This is a genomic window from Janthinobacterium sp. SUN073 (assembly GCF_030397665.1).
Taxonomy (GTDB): Bacteria; Pseudomonadota; Gammaproteobacteria; order Burkholderiales; family Burkholderiaceae_D; genus Janthinobacterium.
On record NZ_JAPUBT010000004.1, the window covers coordinates 246176 to 266068 of the forward strand.

General features: G+C 63.7%; 19 protein-coding genes. 6 read left to right on the plus strand and 13 right to left on the minus strand.

From position 1 onward, the window contains the following. Positions 1–54: 54 nt before the first annotated feature. The 8 genes from O0882_RS13940 to O0882_RS13975 form a co-directional block, all read right to left on the minus strand. Positions 55–1401: a DUF3422 domain-containing protein gene (locus tag O0882_RS13940; protein ID WP_289948844.1), complete on the minus strand. Its 1347-nt coding sequence runs from the start codon at positions 1399–1401 to the stop codon at positions 55–57. A 121-nt stretch (positions 1402–1522) separates the two neighbouring features. After that, positions 1523–2731 (minus strand): multidrug effflux MFS transporter, encoded by a 1209-nt coding sequence (locus tag O0882_RS13945; RefSeq protein WP_289948845.1) that lies wholly within the window; start codon positions 2729–2731, stop codon positions 1523–1525. After that, positions 2728–3390, minus strand: a complete 663-nt coding sequence (locus tag O0882_RS13950; RefSeq protein WP_289948846.1) for a CerR family C-terminal domain-containing protein — start codon at positions 3388–3390, stop codon at positions 2728–2730. The genes O0882_RS13945 and O0882_RS13950 overlap by 4 nt, the downstream gene beginning before the upstream one ends. Positions 3391–3513: 123 nt before the next feature. Then, positions 3514–3984, minus strand: coding sequence for a copper chaperone PCu(A)C (locus tag O0882_RS13955; protein WP_289948847.1), 471 nt, complete (start codon positions 3982–3984; stop codon positions 3514–3516). 17 nt (positions 3985–4001) lie between these two features. Then, complete coding sequence (locus O0882_RS13960) at positions 4002–4598, minus strand: SCO family protein (protein ID WP_289948848.1); 597 nt, start codon at positions 4596–4598, stop codon at positions 4002–4004. Positions 4599–4662: 64 nt separating this feature from the next. After that, positions 4663–5049, minus strand: coding sequence for a DUF2946 domain-containing protein (locus O0882_RS13965; protein WP_289948849.1), 387 nt, complete (start codon positions 5047–5049; stop codon positions 4663–4665). Between the two features lie 20 nt (positions 5050–5069). Further along, positions 5070–5693 (minus strand): hypothetical protein, encoded by a 624-nt coding sequence (locus O0882_RS13970; RefSeq protein WP_289948850.1) that lies wholly within the window; start codon positions 5691–5693, stop codon positions 5070–5072. A 62-nt stretch (positions 5694–5755) separates the two neighbouring features. Further along, positions 5756–6457 (minus strand): Crp/Fnr family transcriptional regulator, encoded by a 702-nt coding sequence (locus O0882_RS13975; RefSeq protein WP_289948853.1) that lies wholly within the window; start codon positions 6455–6457, stop codon positions 5756–5758. Positions 6458–6570: 113 nt separating this feature from the next. Here O0882_RS13975 and O0882_RS13980 point away from each other — a divergent pair, with 113 nt between their 5' ends. Continuing rightward, on the plus strand, positions 6571–8205 hold the full coding sequence (locus O0882_RS13980; RefSeq protein ID WP_289948855.1) for an acyl-CoA synthetase: 1635 nt from the start codon (positions 6571–6573) through the stop codon (positions 8203–8205). Positions 8206–8215: 10 nt separating this feature from the next. On the opposite strand, the gene O0882_RS13985 is transcribed toward O0882_RS13980, so the two are convergent. The 3 genes from O0882_RS13985 to O0882_RS13995 all read right to left on the minus strand — a co-directional run bounded on the left by O0882_RS13985 (position 8216) and on the right by O0882_RS13995 (position 11598). Continuing rightward, on the minus strand, positions 8216–9631 hold the full coding sequence (locus O0882_RS13985) for an MFS transporter (protein WP_289948857.1): 1416 nt from the start codon (positions 9629–9631) through the stop codon (positions 8216–8218). 77 nt (positions 9632–9708) lie between these two features. Further along, positions 9709–10425 carry a hypothetical protein gene (locus tag O0882_RS13990; RefSeq protein ID WP_289948858.1) on the minus strand — a complete coding sequence of 239 codons (717 nt, stop codon included), beginning with the start codon at positions 10423–10425 and terminating at the stop codon, positions 9709–9711. 72 nt (positions 10426–10497) lie between these two features. After that, entirely contained in the window at positions 10498–11598 is a 1101-nt protein-coding gene (locus O0882_RS13995; protein ID WP_289948860.1) for a branched-chain amino acid aminotransferase, read from the minus strand. A 285-nt stretch (positions 11599–11883) separates the two neighbouring features. Between O0882_RS13995 and O0882_RS14000 the strand changes: the two genes are divergently transcribed. From O0882_RS14000 to O0882_RS14015, 4 genes are all read left to right on the plus strand, one after another. Then, the gene (locus O0882_RS14000) at positions 11884–14331 is read left to right on the plus strand and encodes a sulfite reductase flavoprotein subunit alpha (RefSeq protein WP_289949205.1); all 2448 of its coding nucleotides are present in this window, start codon (positions 11884–11886) and stop codon (positions 14329–14331) included. 137 nt (positions 14332–14468) lie between these two features. Beyond that, positions 14469–14654, plus strand: coding sequence for a hypothetical protein (locus O0882_RS14005; protein ID WP_289948861.1), 186 nt, complete (start codon positions 14469–14471; stop codon positions 14652–14654). A gap of 150 nt (positions 14655–14804) precedes the next feature. Then, positions 14805–14960 (plus strand): hypothetical protein, encoded by a 156-nt coding sequence (locus O0882_RS14010; RefSeq protein WP_289948863.1) that lies wholly within the window; start codon positions 14805–14807, stop codon positions 14958–14960. Positions 14961–15263: 303 nt separating this feature from the next. After that, complete coding sequence (locus O0882_RS14015; protein WP_289948864.1) at positions 15264–15662, plus strand: hemerythrin family protein; 399 nt, start codon at positions 15264–15266, stop codon at positions 15660–15662. 3 nt (positions 15663–15665) lie between these two features. Here the strand turns inward: O0882_RS14015 and O0882_RS14020 are convergent, their stop codons facing one another. Continuing rightward, the gene (locus O0882_RS14020; RefSeq protein WP_289948865.1) at positions 15666–16502 is read right to left on the minus strand and encodes a hypothetical protein; all 837 of its coding nucleotides are present in this window, start codon (positions 16500–16502) and stop codon (positions 15666–15668) included. A gap of 324 nt (positions 16503–16826) precedes the next feature. Here O0882_RS14020 and O0882_RS14025 point away from each other — a divergent pair, with 324 nt between their 5' ends. After that, positions 16827–19061 (plus strand): TonB-dependent siderophore receptor, encoded by a 2235-nt coding sequence (locus O0882_RS14025; protein WP_289948866.1) that lies wholly within the window; start codon positions 16827–16829, stop codon positions 19059–19061. Here O0882_RS14025 and O0882_RS14030 read toward each other — a convergent pair. Continuing rightward, positions 19058–19807: a nucleotidyltransferase domain-containing protein gene (locus O0882_RS14030; protein WP_289948868.1), complete on the minus strand. Its 750-nt coding sequence runs from the start codon at positions 19805–19807 to the stop codon at positions 19058–19060. The genes O0882_RS14025 and O0882_RS14030 overlap by 4 nt on opposite strands. Between the last annotated feature and the right edge of the window lie 86 nt (positions 19808–19893).

The window sequence follows — 19893 nt, forward strand, 5'->3', positions numbered from 1 at the left end:
CCTGACGGTCGAATGTTGAAAGATAGCAAAAATGATAGCGCAGTGTCGTCCCGCTCAGTCCGTGTGCAGCTTGTGATGCATGCGGCGCAGTCCCAGCCAGACGGCCGCCGCCACGAAGGGCACCAGGGCGCCGACGAGGATTTCCGGATTCACGGGCAGGCCCAGCACCTTGGCCGCCTTGCCCGTGTAGCTGAACAGGCCTATCACATAGTACGAAATGGCGGCCACGGACAAGCCTTCCACCGCCTGCTGCAAGCGCAGCTGCTGCGCCGCGCGCGCGTTCATCGATTGCAGGATTTGCCGGTTCTGCAATTCCTGCACGATGCCCACGCGCGTGCGCAGCAAGTCATTCGTGTTGGCAATGCGCTGCGCCATCGCTTCCTGGCGGCTGGCCATCGCTGCGCAGGTATTCATGGCGGGCGTCAAGCGGCGGTCCATGAATTCCTCGACCGTGGGAATCCCCTCGATGCGCGCTTCGCGCAATTCCTCGATGCGCGCCTTGACCAGGCCCATGTAGGCTTTTGAGGCGGAAAAACGGTAGCTATTGTCGAGTGACAGCTTTTCAATGCGGGCTGCCAGGCGCGTGATGCGGTCAAGCAAGGCTTGCTCGGCAACGCCCTCGTCCGCCTTGGCCAGCCCCGGCGCGTCATCCGTATCGACCATGGCGGCGGCCAGGGTCGCCAATTCGTTTTCGATGGCCTTCAAGGATGGCGCCGCCTGCATGGCGTAGGGCAAGCCCAGCAAGGCCATCATGCGATAGGTTTCGATTTCCAGCACGCGCTGCACCAAACGGCCCGACTGCTGCGAGTGCATGCCCGCATCGCGGATGACGAAACGGCTGAACCCGTCGGACTGGATCGTAAAATCCGTCCACAATTCGCCGCCCTGCAACACTTTGCTGCCAGCCAGGGTATTACCCTCGAACACGCGCGACAAGCCCTGCATGAAGATCTCGGCCGGTTCCGTCGCCTGCTCCAGCACCACGTGGGCGGCCACCATCAGCTTGCCCTTCAAGCCCGCCAGCCACTGCTGCGGTAACTGCTCCAGCGGCATGCGCTCGAACGCCTGTTCCAGGGGCAAGGCGGCACCCGGATGTTCGGCAAAGGTAAACGTGGCAAATTCCGTGTGGCATTCCCATTTCAGGCGGAAGCGGCCAAAGTCGTAATAAAAATACTTGGCTTCGGCGGCGGGCGGCGTGACGCCGAAATGCGTGCACAGGGCCGCCAGAGTGGCGTGCTGGGCCGCCATATTCGACGCACCGGGCGCCGCGCTGTCATCCTTGTAGACGGCCAGATGGGTGATCAGCTCGGGGGCATCGAGCTGCAAAAACGGCCGCGAGTGGATTTCCGCAGCCAGCGGCACGCGCAAGGCGTGGTTCAAACTGGAGTTAATCAAGTGCATGATAGCCAAAGGTAAAGTTGCAAAACTGCTTAGACCCGCGCGCGTGCTGCTATGCCCGCGGCAGGGTCTGATTGTCACAGTGTAACAAAGCAGAAAGCATGCCACTCCTTTCCAAGGCCTGTCATGTTGTTTTGATAATCCTGGTCGCGCCCTGCCCCGCCCCTTGGCGGCTGCCCAGCCACCAGAATACGGCGGCCAGCGCCACGGCCGAAGCCTGTCCCAGCGCCAGCTTGAAGGCACTGTCGAACAGCAAGGGTGCGACAAAACCGGACACCAGCGCAAACACCAGCATTTGCACGAAGTTTTGCAAGGACGCCGCCAGGCCCCGCATCTGCGGGAAAATATCGAGCGTCGACATGGTCATGCCCGGCAAGGCCAGCGACATGCCGAACGCGTACAGCATCACGGGCACGACGGCGAACGGGATGCTGGCCGCAAACCAGTGGTTGTAAGCGATGTTGAGCGCGCCCGTGGCCGCCATGGCCAGCAAGCCCCAGCGCACCAGCACGGTGCTTTTCACCGCATGCGCCAGCTTGCCCGACAGCGCCGAGCCCAGCACCAGACCGGCCACCATGGGGATGAACATCCAGCCAAACGCCGTTTCCGGCAGGCGCAGCAATTCCAGGATGAAATGCGGGGCCGAGGCGATGTACAGGGCGAAGCCGCCAAAGGCGAAGGCCACGGCCAGCGAACGCAAGAGGAATGCCCGGTGGCGCAAGGCCAGCCAGTAATTGCGCGCGATGTTGCCTGGGTGAAAAGGCTGGCGTTGCTCGACGGCTAAACTTTCCGGCAAGCCTTTCAGGCAGGCCAGCGCCAGCAGCACCGTGACGGCAAAGGTGAAGACGAACGTCGATTGCCAGCCATACGCCACGTGCAGCCAGCCGCCGATGATGGGCGCGATGGCGGGCGCGATGCCGAACACCATCATGATATTGGCCAGCATCTTTTGCGCGGCCGCGCCCGACAGGGTATCGCGCACGATGGCTTGCCCGATGACCCTGCCCGCTCCCGCCGAAGCGCCCTGCATGCCGCGGAAGAACAGCAGCCAGCCAAAACTGGGCGCGAAGGCGGCGCCAATGGAACCCACGGCAAAGATCAGCAGGGATGCCAGGATCACGGGACGGCGGCCGAACGAGTCGGACAAGGTGCCGTAGAACAGGGTCATGAAGGCGTAGGCGGCCAGGTAGACGCTCAGGGTCTGCTGCACCAGCACGCTGCTGACGTCGAAATGCGTACCGATCGCGGGAAACGATGGCAAGAAGGTATCGGTGGCGAACGGGCCCAGCATGGCCAGGCCGGCCAGCACCAGGGTCAGCTTGCGCGCCTTCACGCGCCCGCCTGCGCAGCATGCTGGCGACGCAAACCATCGAGGGCCGCCAGCGAGAATTGCGACACATGGCGTGCGATGCTGGCGATGCCCGCCTCGTCATACGTCATTTCCGGCACCACCAGTTCATGCACGATGCGCGAACGGGCATAGAACACGGCCTGGCCGATCACGCTGAACACGCATTTCTGCACCACGTCGTCCGGCATGGCCGGCCCCACCACACCACGGATCAAGCCCGTGAACAAGGCGTGCTGCGGACGCACATTGCGTTCGGCCAGCTTGTGGATGGCGGCCGTGGGCTCGATCAGTTCGCGCGCCACCAGACGGCTGAACAGCGATGCGTGCCCCGAGCGCAGCATGTCGGACACGAGCGCCTCGATGGCCAGGCGCAACTGTTCCACAGGCGGCAGCTGCGCCCGCGCACTGGCGGCGGCCACGTCGGCGGCCGAGGCACGCGCCAGCGCGCGCGCATGGTCGAAGGCGGCCAGGTACAGCTCTTCCTTGCCATGAAAATAATAATTGACCATCGCCACGTTGACGTGGGCCGCCTCGCAGATCCGGCGCACGGACGCGAGCTTGTAGCCCTCGTCGGCAAACAGCTGGACCGCCGCTTGCAAGATGCGCGTGCGCGCCGGTTCGTTTTCTTTTTGTTCCGTCATGCCAATCCCATAATTTAAACAACCGTTTAATATTCTTCGGCATTGTATCAAACGGCTGTTTAATTTTCAAATGAGCGCAAAAAAGCCCGGCGAACCGGGCTTTTCACGGATGTAGCAGCAGGCTTAGTGCTTCATCGCCGGCATCGGGGCAGAGGTGGCGCCCAGCGGACGGGCCACGGCGGTCACTTCGATGGTTTCGCGGCGCTTGTCCTCGCCTTCGACGACCAGGGTCAGCGGGATTTTGTCGCCCGCCTTCACTTGCCCTTTGAGTTCCAGCAGCATGACGTGGTAGCCGCCCGGCTTCAGTTCGACGGCCTTGCCGGCTGGCAAGGCGATTTCCTTGACCTGGCGCATGCGCATCATGTTATCTGTCATGCTCATTTCATGGATTTCCGCCACGCCCGCCACGGGCGAGCGCACTTCCAGCAAGCGCATGGCTTTCGGCGCCGTGATCTGCATGAAGGCGCCCGTGGCCTTTTGCTGCGGCACGGTGGCGCGCACCCACGGGTCGGTGATCTGCACGGAAGTCTGGGCAGCGGCGGAGAAGGACAGCACGGTCAGGGCCGTGGCCAGCAGGGTTTTCAAATGGGTCATGATCATTTCCTCGGTAGTTATAAGGTGTATTTCGATTTCATCAGGGTCTTGATGTCTTGCACGCACTCGTCGCCCGTCAACTGGTGCTTCAAGCCCAGGCGCATGCGTCCCTCGGTATCGAGCACATAGCTGATGGCCGTGTGATCCATCGTGTACGAACTGCCGCTCGGCACGCGGCGGTAGAAGACCTTGTAATTGAAGGCCGTCTGCGCCGTCGCCTGCGGGTCCGTGCGCAAGCCCAGGAAACTGGGGTCGAAGGCGCGCATGTACTCGCCCAGCAAGGCGGGCGTGTCGCGTTCGGGATCGATGCTGATGAAGATCACTTGCAGTTTATCCCCATCGGCGCCCAGTTTCTGGCGGATTTCCAGCGCGCGCGACAGGGCTGTCGGACACACGTCCGGGCATTGCGTAAAGCCAAAGAAGACCATCACATACTTGCCCTTGAAGTCGGCCAGGGTATACACCTTGCCGTCGGGGCCGCTCAATTTGAAGTCGGGCTTGTAATCGCCTCCCGTCAAATCGAGGCTGTTGTAATGGGGTTTCGGTGCTTGTTCGCAAGCGGCAAGCGTAAGCAATCCCGCCGTGCCGGCGAGAAGGAAAAGACGACGTTTCATGGTAATTCCAGCCCGATGGGCGTAGTTGAGACAAGTTAGGACATAGAAGGCGTGACTGATGCGTTCAGGCAGTCAAAGGCGGGCCGCGCGGGCTGGCGCCCAGCCACGCGAACTGGGGCCGCGGCGCCTGGTAAAACAATGGTGGATAGTGGTCGTGGCCCGTGATGACGGCCAGCGGCGAGGACGACGACGGTGGCAAGCCCACGCTGCCCGCATGGCTCATGCAGAACGGGCAATGCTCGATGTGGTGCAGTACGGAATCGGTGGTGGATCTGGCGGCCGGCGCCAGGTCCGCTTGCGTGTAGACGGCGCCGCTGGCCGAGCAGATCTCGACGGCAGCGCTGTTCGCGTTCGCGTGCAGCGAGGCAAACGCATACGACAGGGACGGCGACAGCGCATTGAGCAGTATCGCCAGGCAGGCGAACCACATATGCCACTGTTTGCGTTTCAATAAAGATCCCATGCCGCCGATTATAGCGGAGTATGGCTTTCGCGTTGCGCAAGCGCACCCGCCTGGCCCCGCAGGAACAGGCTGGGGCGCACGCCAGCCACGTCCACGCAGGCGTCACAAAACGCGGGGATCGAGGCAAAACCGGAGCCGGCCGCCACTTGCGCCAGGTCGCGCTCGCCGCCTTCGCCATCGGCGCCCGCTTGCGCCGCCGTGTGCAGCGCGTGCGCCAAACGCTGTTCGCGCACCAGGCTGAGCAATGCCTCGCCCTCGGCAAACAGGCGGGCGCGCGCCTTGTGCGGCGTGACTTGCCACAGGGCCGCCAGGCGCGCCGCCGTCCATTTGCCTTGCGGCGTATCAAAGATGTGCTGCGCCAGCGCCTGGCTCCAGCGCTTGCCGCCGCCGTGGCCGCCATCGGGCGCGTCGCCTTCCAGCGCCAGGGTGAACACGGCCGGCTTGCCCCGCCCCGGCATCACGTCGCAGGCGAAGCGCAAAAAAGCGGGTACGACAAAACTGTCGCCGCTACCCAGTTTTTTGGTGGTGATTTCATTGTGCAAGGTGACAAAACCCTGGCGCACGGTGACGCGCAGCCGGAGCGGAAAGCGCAAGCCCAGCAAGTGCAAGGGATGATCGGAAACGAGGGCCATGCGTCAGGTCAATGTGGTGAACGAGCCATCAGCATGCCACACATCGCGCAAGCAGTCTGTCATCACAGCGACGCCACGCCATAGCGGCGCAAGCCATCGAGGTCGACGACGCGGATGGATTGGTAGGCGATGCTGATCAGTTTCAGCTCGGCCAGGCGGCCCAGCGCCAGGTTCACGCGTTGGCGCGAAATGCCGGTCAGCAAGCCAATTTCTTCCTGCGACAGCTCAAGCACGCTGGAGGTGCGCGGGTATAACATGGGGTGGAACAGCTGCGCGATCGCTTGCGCCACTTGCGCGTCGACGGCCAGCAGGCGCTGGTTCTGGATGGTGGCGATGAATTGCCCCATGCGTTCGTTCAGCTGGCGGATGACGAAGGCGTTAAAGGAAAGGCTCTCGTCCAGCAGCAGGTGAAACAGGTCCACCGGCACCAGGATGATGTTCGCGGCGCGCACGGCCACCACGTCGTAGCGGCGCAGTTCGCGCTTGAGCACGCTGCCCTCGCCGCACCAGCCACCCGCCGGCACGCCGGAAAACGTGGCGCCGCGCCCATCGGCGTTGTAGACGGCCAGCTTGATCAAGCCCGTGTGCACGCCGATCCAGTGCGCCGACGGTTCGCCGCGCCGCGTAACGAAGGCGCCGGCCTCGTAATGGCGGAGCACGCTGCCGGCGCGCAACAGGGCCTGATGCCGCGCATCGAGGGCCGTGAACCAGTCATGGCTATCGAGTTCGGGCACCGCACGCTCTACACTATCGTTGCTATCCATTCCATCCTTCAGTTGTCACTAAGATGACAGTGATTTTCCAGCACCGGTGCTATGCTAACCGGTATCAATCCCGAAACAGGGAGCTACAGAATTTTATTTACCAGGAGACAAGCATGACTGCTGATTTCAATACCGGCCTCGACAAAAACAGCGCCAACTACGCCGCCCTCACCCCGCTCGACTATATCTCCAGGGCAGCGGCAGTATATGGCAATCGCCTGGCAATTGCACATGGCGCCGTGCGGCAGACCTGGCGCGAAACCTATGCGCGCACGCGCCGCCTGGCCTCCGGCCTCATCAAGCTGGGCGTGGGCACGGGCGACACGGTGGCCGTGATGCTGCCGAACACACCCGCCATGGTGGAAGCGAGTTTTGGCGTGCCCATGGCCGGCGCCGTCCTCAATGCCCTCAATATCCGCCTCGACCTGGCGGCGCTGACCTTCATGCTGCGCCATGGCCACGCGAAAGTCTTGCTGGCCGATACGGAATTTGCCGAGCTGGCGCGCCAGATGGCGGCGCAGATTCCCGGTCTGCGCGTGATCCAGGTCAACGACGTGCTGGGACCGGAAGTGGAGGCCTTTTCCGACCTCGACTACGAAAGCTTGCTGGCCAGCGGCGACCCCGACTACGAGTGGCAGGGGCCTGCGGACGAATGGGACGCCATCGCCCTCAACTACACGTCCGGCACCACGGGCGACCCGAAAGGCGTGGTCTACCACCACCGGGGCGCGGCCCTGAATGCGCTGTCGAACATATTAGAGTGGGACATGCCCAAGCATGCCGTGTATTTATGGACATTGCCGATGTTCCACTGCAATGGCTGGTGCTTCCCGTGGACCATCGCCGCGCGCGCCGGCGTCAACGTGTGCCTGCGCAAGTTCGAGCCGAAACTGGTGTTCGACCTGATGCGCGAATTGCGCATCACCCACTATTGCGCGGCCCCCATCGTGCATGCGGCCCTGGCCAACGCGCCCGCCAACTGGCGCGAGGGAATCGACTGGACCGTGCGCGGCATGGTAGCCGGCGCGCCGCCGCCGGCCGCCATGGTGGCGAAGATCGAAGCCATGGGCTTTGACTTGATCCACTCGTATGGCTTGACGGAAGTGTACGGCCCCGCCGCCATCTGCGCCGAGCAGGACGAGTGGGCGGCCTTGAGCCAGGAAGAACGCGCCGTGCTCAAATCGCGCCAGGGCGTGCGCTACCACTTGCAAAGCGCCGTCGCCGTGATCGACCCGGAAACCATGCAGCACGTGGCGGCCGATGGCGAACAGATCGGCGAGATCATGTTTCGCGGCAACATCTGCATGAAGGGTTATTTAAAAAATGAAAGGGCGACGCAGGAAGCCTTCGCCGGTGGCTGGTTCCACACGGGCGACCTCGGTGTCATGTATCCGGACGGCTATATCAAGCTGAAGGACCGCAGCAAGGACATCATCATTTCCGGCGGCGAGAATATTTCCAGCGTGGAAGTGGAAGATGCGCTGTACCACCACCCGCAAGTGCTGGCCGCCGCCGTCATCGCCCAGCCGGACGAAAAATGGGGCGAGACGCCGTGCGCCTTCGTCGAATTGCGCGAAGGGGCCAGCGTGACGGAAGCGGAATTGATCGCCTTCTGCAAGAACAATCTGGCCGGATTCAAGGTGCCGAAAGCCATTTATTTCGGCCCCCTGCCCCGCACGTCGACGGGCAAGATCCAGAAGTTCGAATTGCGCAAGCGCATGCAGTCGGACAAGGCCATCGACGTTTAAGCGATACCCGTCAGTCGCGCTTGCCGGCCTGCCACGCCGGCTGCGCCACCACCAGGCGCGAAAAGCTGGCGATGCTGGCCACGGCGGCGAACCCTGCCGCCAGGCACAGCGCATACGTCGTGCCCCGGCTGGCGGAAACGGTAAAGCAGTAGGCCACCAGCGCCGCGCCCGTGGCCTGGCCGATCAGGCGCGAGGTGGCCACCACGCCGCTGGCGCCGCCTGCCCGCTCGGGCGGCGCGCTGCCCATGATGGCTTTCAGATTGGGCGCCTGGAAAAAGCCGAAACCGATGCCGCACAAGGCCATGCGCCAGCCGATGTCAAACGCGCTCGGGTGGGCCGGTATCCAGATCAAGGTCAGCAAGCCGCCGGCCAGCGCCGCCAGGCCGATGCCGCCCAGCACGCCCGGCGAGTAACGGTCGCTCAAACGCCCGGCCACGGGCGCCATCACGGCCACCAGCACGGCCCACGGCGTCATCAAAAAACCCGTCTCGACGGGCGAACGGCCCAGGGTCACTTCAAAATAGAATGGTAGCGACACGAACGCCAGGCCTTGCGCGGCAAACGTGCAGATGGCCGTCAGCGACGACAGCAGGAACAATGGACGGCGGAACAGGTCGATCGGCAGCATCGGTGCCGCATGTCCCGCCTGGCGGCGCAGCAGCAAGACAAAGAACACGGCCACGGCCACCAGTTCTGGCAGCAGGACGGCGCTGGATGCGTGATGGGCCGCGTCGCCGAACAGCAAGATGAGCAAGCCGAAGGCGCCCACGTTGTACAGCGCCGTGCGCGCGTCGAGCGTGTGGCCAGACAACCTGGTCGCCGGCAGCATGCGGCTGGCCAGGAAAAAGCCAGCCACGCCCAGCGGCACATTGATGGCGAACAGCCACGGCCACGAGGCCGTCGCCAGGATCAGCGAAGCGGCCGTGGGGCCGATGGCGAACGCGACGGCCACCACCAGCGCATTGTTGCCGAAGGCGCGTCCCAGCAAGTGTTTCGGATACAGGGCGCGCAGCAGCGCCGTATTGACGCTCATCATGGCGCTGGCGCCGACGCCCTGGAACAGCCTTGCCACCACCAGCGACGGCAGGGACCAAGCCAGCGCACAGGCGAGCGACGCCAGGGTAAATAACAGCATGCCGGAGATAAATACGCGCCGGTAGCCGGCGATTTCACCGAGGGCGGAAAACGGCAGCAGGGTCGCCACCATGGCCAACTGGTACACGTTGACGATCCAGACGGAAGCGGCCGGCGTCGTGTGCAGCTCGCTGGCGATGGCCGGCAAGGCCGTGTTGGCGATCGCCGTATCGAGCGAAGCCATGCCCACGCCGATGGCCAGCGCCAGCATGGCCCATAAACGGGCGCCGGGCGGCAAGCCGTCCTCGCCCACCATGACGGCTTGCGTTTGCCGCTGCATAGACTGCTGCATAAATACACTACCTGTTCATCTTGCTGATCCGGGCAATACACTAGCATGTATGCAAAAAACCTGCAGAGCAGGCCAGCTTACTTCTGGCAGTCGATCACTTTAAAATCTTTCGAATAACAGATGCGCAGCTCGCCCGAGTGCTTTTCATAGCCGAGCCAGCGGCCCTTCAGTTGCGGGTTGTGCTGCTTCATCCACTGGAACAACTCGTTTTTCGGCATGCTGGTGTCCGGCAACGTCAAGGCCTGGAACAGTTCGCGTTCTTTCTCGAAATACTGCTTGGCCGTACCGAAATCGCAAGCGCCATGCTTTTCCCATTCTCCCTGCAGCAAGGCTTCGCCGGGCTGCATGCACATGTAAGGCAGGATCTCCGACGGCGCCAGCTTCGGCAAATTGCCCTTGCAATAGCGCGGATGCATGTCCGTCTTGCGCGGCGGCGTCACGGAAATGTCTTCGCACGTGGCCGGATTGGCCGACTGCGCCCACAAGCCATGCACGATCCAGCCGAAGTGGTTGCTCTCGGCACACTGGAAGGCGGCCTTTTTCGAGACTTCCCCACGGCGGCGCTGGCTGTCGCAAAAGCCTGGCGACCACGACAGCGCCAGCATGAAGTAATCGGTGGGCACGTTGGTGCTTTGCTTGTAGCACGTGTTTTTCTCGTCCGACGGCTTGACGTCATAGTCGTAATAGCTGACGTTGCGCGGAATGGCGCAGGTGGCGTCGGACGCGTGGACGGCGCCAGCGGACAGGCTGAGGAAAACGGCGGCCAGGGCGGGCAAGACAGTTCTCAATTGCATCGTGTTTCCTTTTCAAGATATAAAAACGCCGGCAACAGAGTGCCGGCGCGGTAGTGAAATTACACCATCAACTTAGCAAACCGTATGCATCCAGCCGTGCGTATCAGGAGCCGTGCCATGCTGCAAGCCCAGCAGCGCTTCACGCAGGGCCAGCGTGACGGCGCCGTTTTCATTGTTGTTGATGGTCATTTCAAAGCCGTTGGCCTTGGCCACGCCCACCGGCGTGATGACGGCGGCCGTGCCGCAGGCGAACACTTCGGTCATGCGGCCCGAAGCGATGTCGTCGCGCCATTGCTGGACGGACAATTTACGCTCTTGCGTCGCATAGCCGAGGTCTTTCGCCATTTCCAGCAAGCTGCGGCGGGTGATGCCTGGCAGCAAGGTGCCCGTCAGTTCCGGCGTCACGACCGTGACTTTCTCGCCATCTTTATAGACGAAGAACAAATTCATGCCACCCATTTCTTCGATGAATTCACGGTGCACGGCATCGAGCCAGACGACCTGGTCGCAGCCTTTTTCCTGTGCTTGCGACTGGGCCATCAGGCTGGCCGCGTAGTTGCCCGCGCACTTGGCTTCACCGGTGCCGCCGGGTGCGGCGCGCACGAAGTCTTCGCTGATCCACACGGTGACGGGTTTCACGCCTTTCGGGAAATAGGCGCCGGCCGGCGAGGCAAACAGCACGAACAGGTATTCTTCCGAAGGGCGCACGCCCAGGTAAGGATCGGTGGCGATCATCAGCGGACGCATGTACAAACTTTCGCCCGTGTTCTTCGGCACCCAGTTGCGGTCTTGCGCAATCAGCGCATCGCCCGCTTCCAGGAACAGCTCGACAGGAATGGCCGGCATGGCCAGGCGCGCGGCGCTGCGGTTGAAGCGTTCGGCATTTTGTTCTGGACGGAAAGTCTTGATGCTGCCATCAGGCTGGGCAAACGCCTTGTAGCCTTCGAAGATGGCCTGGCCGTAGTGCAGCGAAGAAGCGGACGGGTCCAGCGTCAAAGGGCCGTAAGCCTTCAGTTCACCTTGCTGCCACTTGCCGTCACGGTAAGGAATCACCACCATATGGTCGGTGAAGATGCGGCCGAAGGCGGGATTGACCATGCGCGCGGCGCGCTCGGCGTCGGACAGGGGGTGGGCGGACGGGGTGACGACGAGATTCGGTGTGGAAGTGGTCATGGCGGCAATGGGAACTAGTGAACAGTATCCCTATTGTAGCGCCTATAGCGGCCAATCAGGCAAACGAGGATGGCCCCCGCCCCGCGAAAACAGAGCGCCATCATTTGCGAATGATTCTCGTTTGCGTTAAAAATGTCAGTCTTCTCTTCCCCGCCATGCCTGACGCCCTGCATGGCGGCGCCATCGAAAGCCGCCATGACGACCTCCTCCCTGCCACAACCCCAGCTGCGCGCCAACGCCGACGAGGCACTGGACACCCGCAAGCAGCAGCGCCAGCCTGACGCCATGTCGCGACAACGGCGCTGGCACTGGAGCTGGAAGCAGCTGTGGTTTCAATTGCACTGGTTCATCGGCATCACGGCCGGCACGGTGCTGGTGATCATCGGTTTGAGCGGCGCCACCCTGGCCTTCAAGGATGAACTACTCGATGGCATGAACCCCGGCGTACGCCATGTGCCCGTGGAAACACGCGCGCCCCTGACACCGTCCCAGCTGGCCAACATCGCTGCAACGGAACACGGCCAGCGCGTCGCTTCCATCACCATGTATGCAGAAACGGGCGCGGCGCCCCGTTTATTCTTCGCGCCGAAAAACGGCCAACGGCGCGGCGAGTCCATTTATATGCATCCGTACACGGGCGCGACCCAGCCGGCGCTAACGGGCGCGGAATTTTTCGAGTGGACGGAGTCGCTGCACCGCTGGCTGCTGCTGCCACGCGATCCGGGCCGGCAAGTGGCGGGCGCGCTGGCCTTGTGCCTGCTGGGCCTGGCACTCTCCGGCCTGTACCTGCGCTGGCCCCGCCGTCCGCTGGACTGGCGCACCTGGCTGACCTTCGACCCGGCCCTGAAAGGCCGCTCCTTCCTGTGGAATCTGCACGCCGTGGCCGGCACCTGGTGCCTGGTGGTCTACGTGGCGCTGACCCTGACGGGCATTTACTGGAGCTATGACGTGGTGCGCGACAACATCGACGCCTGGGCCGGCAAGCCCCCACGGGTGGCGCAAGCACCGGGCAAGAAAGGCACGTCGAAGGAGTCATCGCCGGCCGTCGACATCGGCACCGCCTGGAGCAGCTTCCAGCAACACGCCCCCGACTGGACCCTGGCCAGCGTGCGCCTGCCCGTGCGCGCCGGCGAAGCCGTGCAATTCACCTGGCTGGCCAGCGATGCGCCGCACGAGCGGGCGCGCAGCCGCATGAGCATTGCCCCGGCCGACGGCACGCTCACGGAAAACGAGCCGTACAGCCAGCAAGCGCTGGGAGCACGCCTCGTCAACATCATTTATCCGCTACACATGGGCACGTATTTCGGCTTGCCGGGCCGCATCATCGTCACCCTGGCCAGCCTGGGCCTGCCCCTGTTCGCCGTCACGGGATGGATGTTGTATCTGGGCCGCCGCAAGGCCAAGCGCGCCGTGCAGGCGCAGCGGGCTCTGCTGACTGGCATTCCGGGCAAGACGGACACGGGCTTGCCCACCCTGGTGGCCTACGCCAGCCAGTCGGGTCAGGCCGAGCGCCTGGCGCTGGAAAGCGCGCGCGCCCTGCAGCAGGCGGGGGTAGCCGTCGATGTGCAGTCGCTGGACCGCTTTGATCCCGCGCAATTGCGCCAGTACGAGCGGGCCCTGGTCGTCGCCAGCACCTTTGGCGAAGGCGAGGCGCCGGACGGCACGCGCCGCTTCGCGCGCCTGCTGCAGCAAACATCGGGCACGCCGCTGGCCGGCCTGGCAGTGGGCATGCTGGCCCTGGGCGACCGCCATTACAGCGACTTCTGCGGCTTCGGCCATGCGCTGGAGCGGCAATTGCGCACGCTGGGCGCCACGCCATTGTTCCCCCTGATCGAAGTCGACAAGCACGACCCCGCCGCCCTGGCTGACTGGTCGCAAGCGCTGGCCCGTTGCAGCGGCAGCGCCATCGACGCCATCGGCGTACAGGAACAGGCATCGTACGAAGACTGGCGTTTGCTGCGCCGCGTGCTGCTCAACCCTGGCAGCCTGGGCGGCGAACTGCATGAAATCACCTTGACGGGTCCGGCCGGTGCCACCTGGGAAGCGGGCGCGCTGGCGGAAATCATCGGATGCAACGCGGACGGCAGCGAGCGTGACGCGCAGGGTGAGCATAAAGCCCAGCATGCGCCGCGCAGCTACTCGCTCGCTTCGCTGCCATCGGATGGCGAACTGCAGTTGCTGGTGCGCCAGGAACGCCATGCGGGCAGCGCAAACGAGGGGTACGGCATCTGTTCCGGCTGGCTCACGCGCTTCGCGCCACTGGGTAGCCCCATCCGTTTGCGCCTGCAAGCCAATCCCGCCTTCGCCCCCGCCCTCGTCGACGTGCCCTGCATTTTTATCGGCAACGGTTCCGGCCTCGCGGGCCTGCGTGCGCATCTGCGCGCGCGCCAGCGGGCGGGGCTGGCACGCAACTGGCTGCTGTTTGGCGAACGGCAGCAAGCTTTTGACAGCGTCTGCGGCGCAGAGTTGCAAGGCTGGCTGAACGCTGGCCACCTGGCGCGCCTGGACCGTGTCTTCTCGCGCGATGGTGAAACACGACAATACGTGCAAGACCGCCTGCGTGACCATGCCGACGAACTGCGCGACTGGCTGGCGCAAGGCGCCATCGTCTACGTGTGCGGCAGCCTGCAAGGCATGGCGGCAGGAATCGATGCTGTGCTGCAAGAAGTGCTGGGCCAGGAAGGCCTCGACGCCCTGCTGGCGGCGGGACGCTACCGCCGCGACGTGTATTGATCTGCCTCAGCACATTGCCAGCACCGCCCGGCTATGTGGGCGGGCGCACAGTCGGCGCCAGCCATCGGATTAAAGTGGGGATATCGCGGCATGGGGACAAACCCGCGCCGCGCCACTCACTATCTGCGAGGCACCCCATGAAAAACCCCTGGATGAGCATGTACCTGAGCGCGGCCAACCGCATCGCCAACACGGCGCGCGGTCACGCCACGGCCGCCGTCAAGCGCGAAGCGGCGAAGAGTACGCGGCAGTTGACGCAAGTGTGGTTCGACTCCTTCCTGCCGCCAACTGGCAAGGCACGGCGCAGCCGCAAGGCCAAATAAGCCCCTGGCAACAGGCGAACTGGTGCGGTGCATCACAGCAATTAGTTGAAGTTTCAATCAGATGAACTAAACTGCAAGCATGGTAGTACATAGGAAGTGACCGGCAGGCGCCGCATCCCCGCGCCGCCACCGGGACACCGGGAGACGACCATGTTGACGCTCAAAGTGCTGGCCTGCCTTGCCCTGTCGGCCTTGCTGCTCGTGCCCCTCGTGTTGAGGGATACGATGCAGACGTCGTCCGGGCAGCAGCTGCAAGTACCGAATGTAGACGCACAAGCTCTCTGGGCCCGCTGGCCCAAGCACTAAAATACGCGCGGCTGAGAAAACGCCGCTGGCGGCGTTGCTTTGACTTGCCGTACTAGCGTACTGTCTGCGTCAAAGGCGCCTTGCCAGCGGCGTTTTTCAGCGGCGCTCGGTAACACGGCGCATTGATGAAAACCGCTTTGTTACGGTTGGGGAATTGTTCCCTTCTTGCATTTGTTTTTGTCTCGTTTTCCTCATCCCCCTCTTCACCATACTTTTGATCCAGATCATGGATTTCCCCCTTCGCTGCGGCCACACTGGAACAGTCCGCTTCACATCGCGACGGACTTAACCGGGAGCATCGGCATGGGTATATCGGCTTGGAAAGATGAGATGGCGCTGGGCGTTCCCGCCATCGACGAGGCGCATGAGGCGCTGTTTCAGGAGCTGGCGCGGCTGGGCCAGTTGAGCGACCAGCATTTCAGCGTGGCGTTTCGCGAGCTGATTGCGGCCGTCGAGCGCGATTTCCGCGAGGAAGAGGATTTGATGGAACAAATCGCCTTCCCCTCGCTGGCGAATCACCGGGAACAGCATGCGCGCGTGCTCAGCGGCTTGCACCATGCGTGGGCCGCCGTCGATGAAGGCGACCTGGAACAGGGCCGCCATGCGCTCTCGCTGCTGCCGCAATGGCTGATCTTCCACCAGGCCACCATGGACCTGGCCCTGGCGGCGGCCCTGGAACTGGTGCAGCGCCAGCCCAGCTAGCCGCTACAGCAGCAGCACCGTGGCTTGCTCGGGCAGGACGACGCGGTAGTGTCCTGGGTATTTGTCTTCGCCGTCGAAAATCTTGCAAAACACGGGCTGATTGATGTCGTTGACGGCCGGTTCATTCATGGGCAAGGTGGCGATCATTTGCTCGCCATCCATCAGCTGCAAGGCGCTGCCCCGCTCGGTCGCGCAAAAGGCCAGCGATTGCACATCGCTGGCGAACGGCCGTTTGTACCACGGCGTGATGGCTCGCACGGCGCGCCGCGCATCGTGCAAGACTTGCCCCACGCGCGTCACATTCCACGCATCGCGCGCCACTGACGGCTGGAGCACGATATTTGCCGTCAGCTCGCCCCTGCCCTTGTTCACCAGGAAAGTGCCATCCTGCGCGGCGATGTCGTCGTTAAGTGGCACGACAAACACGCCGCCGGCGGACACCTTGATCGGCACGGCAGCGCCATTGCCTTGCAGGGCCACGCGCACATCGTCGATGGTGGCACTGAGCTTGGCGGGAATCAGGCGCAGGGCCATGACCACGCTGCCGCTCGACACTTGCCACACTTTCCTGGCCGTCAGATAACTCTCGCGGTAAGCCGTGAAACGGATGCGCGGCGCCTTGGCGTCGCTATTGGCCGTGATCGTCACCGTCTGCGATGGCAAGGCGTCCTCTGCGGGCACCGGTGCCGCCGACGCAGCAGATGTGGCGGATGCGGCATCCATGGCGGGCGGCACGCTGGCACTGTGCAGCGGCGCGGGAACAGCCGGCGGCGCGTGTTCCTGGGCTTGCCCCAGCGACACGACACACAACCATCCGGCACAAGCGATCCATGTACGCATGCATTTCTTTCAATGAGGAAAATATTTTATCAGCCCCCGCATTATCGCAGAAGGCCGGACGATGCGCCTCCATTGGCCTGCCGCACTATGTTGGTGCGCACGCTTGATTATTTGACAAATACCGCCTATATTGATAATGATTCTTATTCACGAAAGTAATGGGAATCGCGCGCCCTTCTTTTCCACTGCCCGACCGCGCCGGGCCTTGCGGTGGAACTGCTATCCAAGCCAGACCACGGGCCAGCCTCATGCCATCCCCCCAGCTACTGCGCACCTCGCCAGACGAGATAGGAAAACACACGACTAAAATATTCCAGGAAAATGATGCCATCAACGACAGTCTTCCCTTCTTCGCGCCAGCCCGCCTTGCGCCCCCTCCCCCGTTTATTACACATCAGCCTGCTCAGCCTTGCCGCTGGCGTGGCCCTGCCGGCCCAGGCCGCCGAAGCCGCTGCGGCCGACGTCACCATGCCGGCCGTCACCGTGACCGGCCAGTCGAGAGCGACGACGGAAGGCACGCAATCGTACACGGCAGGCGAAACGCGCAGTGCCACGCGCATGGACCTGTCCTTGCGCGAGACGCCGCAATCGGTCAGCGTCATCACGCGCCAGCTGCTCGACGACCTGGGCGCCGTGCGCCTGGACCAGGCGCTGGCGCAGACGACGGGCATCCAGGTGGGCCAGAACGACACGGAGCGCACGCGGTTTTATGCGCGCGGCTTCGGCATCAACAATCTCCAGATCGACGGCATGGCGCGCGGCGGCAATGCGCCGCTGCAAGACACCATCCTGTACGACCGCATCGAGGTCGTGCGTGGCGCCACGGGCCTGATGGGAGGCACGGGCGACCCGTCGGCCACCATCAACATGATACGCAAGCGGCCGACGAAAGAGTTCCAGGCCAGCGCCGGCCTCATCATGGGCCGCTGGGATGACCAGCGCTTCGAAGCCGACCTCTCCACGCCGCTGAACGCGGAGGGCAGCGTGCGCGCACGCACGGCCCTGGCCTGGCAAAGACGCGATTCCTATCTGGACATGTATCACGAGCGCAAGACAGTCGGCATGGTCATCCTTGAGGCGGACTTGCGCCCCGGCACCCTGCTGACGGCCGGCGTCGACTTCCAGGACAACAAGCCCACGGGCGCCACCTGGGGCGCCGTGCCCTACTGGAACGCGGACGGTAGCCTGGCCAACTTGCCGCGCAACACCAGCTGGACGACGCCATGGAGCACCTGGGCCGAAAAGCAGCACACGGTATTCACGTCGCTGGACCAGCACCTGCCCGGCAACTGGAACATGCACCTGGGCTATGCGCGCACGGAAAGCACGAACCGCACCACTGCTCTCTATGCGGGCAAAGGTTATCCCGATCCCGCAACGGGCACAGGCATGGAACTGTGGACGGGCGCCTGGGGCGCAGGCAAGAACACGGGCGACAATTTCGACGTGTACGCCAGCGGTCCCTTCACCTTGCTGGGGCGCAAGCATACGGCCATCGTCGGCTGGAACGGCGGCAACCAGCGCTCGCGCTCACTGGGCGGCAAAGCGGAAATCAATTACTCGAAATTCCTCCCCGATTACCGCAGCTGGACAGGCAACATCCCCCGCCCCGTGTTCCACCCGGACGGCTCGCACACGGAAACCGTGACGCGCCTGGCAGGTGGCTATGTGGCCACGCGATTGAGCCTGGCCGACCCGCTGCACGTGATTATCGGCGCGCGCAGCAGTACTTACCGCACGGACACGCGCAGCTACAACACGCAAGGCGCGTACACGGGCAGCGGCGACTTCGTGGAAACGCGCAATGAAGTCACGCCGTATGTGGGCGCCGTGTACGACATCAACAAGCAATATTCGGCCTACGCCAGCTTTACGCAGCTGTTCAACCCGCAATCGAGCAAGGACCGCAACAACCAGTTCCTGGCGCCGGAAACGGGCGACAATGCAGAGTTGGGCATCAAGGGCGAATTTTATGAAGGCAAGCTGAACGCGTCGGCCGCCCTGTACCATACGAAGAAAAAGAACATGGCCGAGCTGGACCGCACGGTACCACCCGGCTTCCTGCTGCCCGACGGCGGCCAGGCCATGGTGGCCAATGGCGCCGGCGTGACGGCCAAGGGCGTCGAGTTCGACGTCTCCGGCCAGATCACGCCCGCCTGGGAAGCGAGCGGCGGCTATACCTATCTGCACGCGGCCGAGGCCGATGGCCGCCGCGCCGCCACCACGCAGCCGCGCCACTTGCTGCGCCTGGCCACCAGCTACCGCTTCGACGGCCACCTGGCCGGCCTGAAAGCGGGCGCCAGCATGACGGCGCAAAGCGCCACCTACAGCGAATCGTGGTACGGCCGCCCGCCAACGGGCGAGATGACGAATATCCCGCAGGCCGGCTATGCACTGGTCAACGCCATGGCCAGCTATGCCATCAACCGCCACGCCAGCGTGCAGCTGAACGTGAATAACTTGCTAGATAAAAAGTATTACCGCAACGTGGGCTTCTTCGATGGCGTGTTCTGGGGTGAGCCGCGCAACATCAGCCTGGCCGTGCGCACGGCGTTTTAAGCGCGCCAGTGTGCGGGCGCGGGCAGGCAGAAGCCATGCAGCAAGGGCCCGCCCACGGGCGCCAGCACGGCGGCGCTGACGTGTTCGAACGCGCGCTGACCTTGCGCCAGGTCGCTGGCGACCAGGCGCAAGGCCCCGTCCAGCTGTCCGGCGATGGTCGCGTCAAATGCCTGCAGGCAGCGGAACAGGTGCTTGCCGCCGCCGCTCCATTTGCCGGCCGCGCGCAGGTGCAGGTCGGCCAGCGCGGGATACAGCTGGCAGGCCACGGCCAGCGCCTCGCCCGGGTGCCGGCTGTCAACCAGGTCTTCCAGCGCGGTGGTGATGGCGTAGCGCCGGCGTTGCAAGTTCTCCGCGTCGAGCACGGGCGGCCCGGCTGCATCGATGGCGTGCGCCAGCGCGTGCAGCCGGGCATAGGCGTCGCCGGCGGTGAGGATGTTTTCCCCTTCCAGCACCATGTGCGCCAGCGGAACCGTGCCGCCCGGTGCATCCATTTCCTTGCAAAAATACGTGAATGTGGCCAGGTCGTGCGCGAACAGTTCCACCGTGCGTCCTTCGGCCGCGATGGTCGAGCGCCAGGCGCAATCGACGTGGTCGAACAGCAGCAGCAAATCGATATCGGAAGTGGGCGTCTGCCGGCCCGTGGCAAACGAGCCGCCGATGATGGCCGCCACGGCCGTGGGATAGTGTTCCTGCACCAGCCGCTGGGCAATCGCGCGGATGGCGTCATAAGTGGGGATCGTCGTCAAAGCCAGTGCTCCATGCCGAAAAACGCTATCCTACCTGCAATATGCATGCGGCCGCCAGCCTGCTACACTGGCGCTCTCCGATCAAG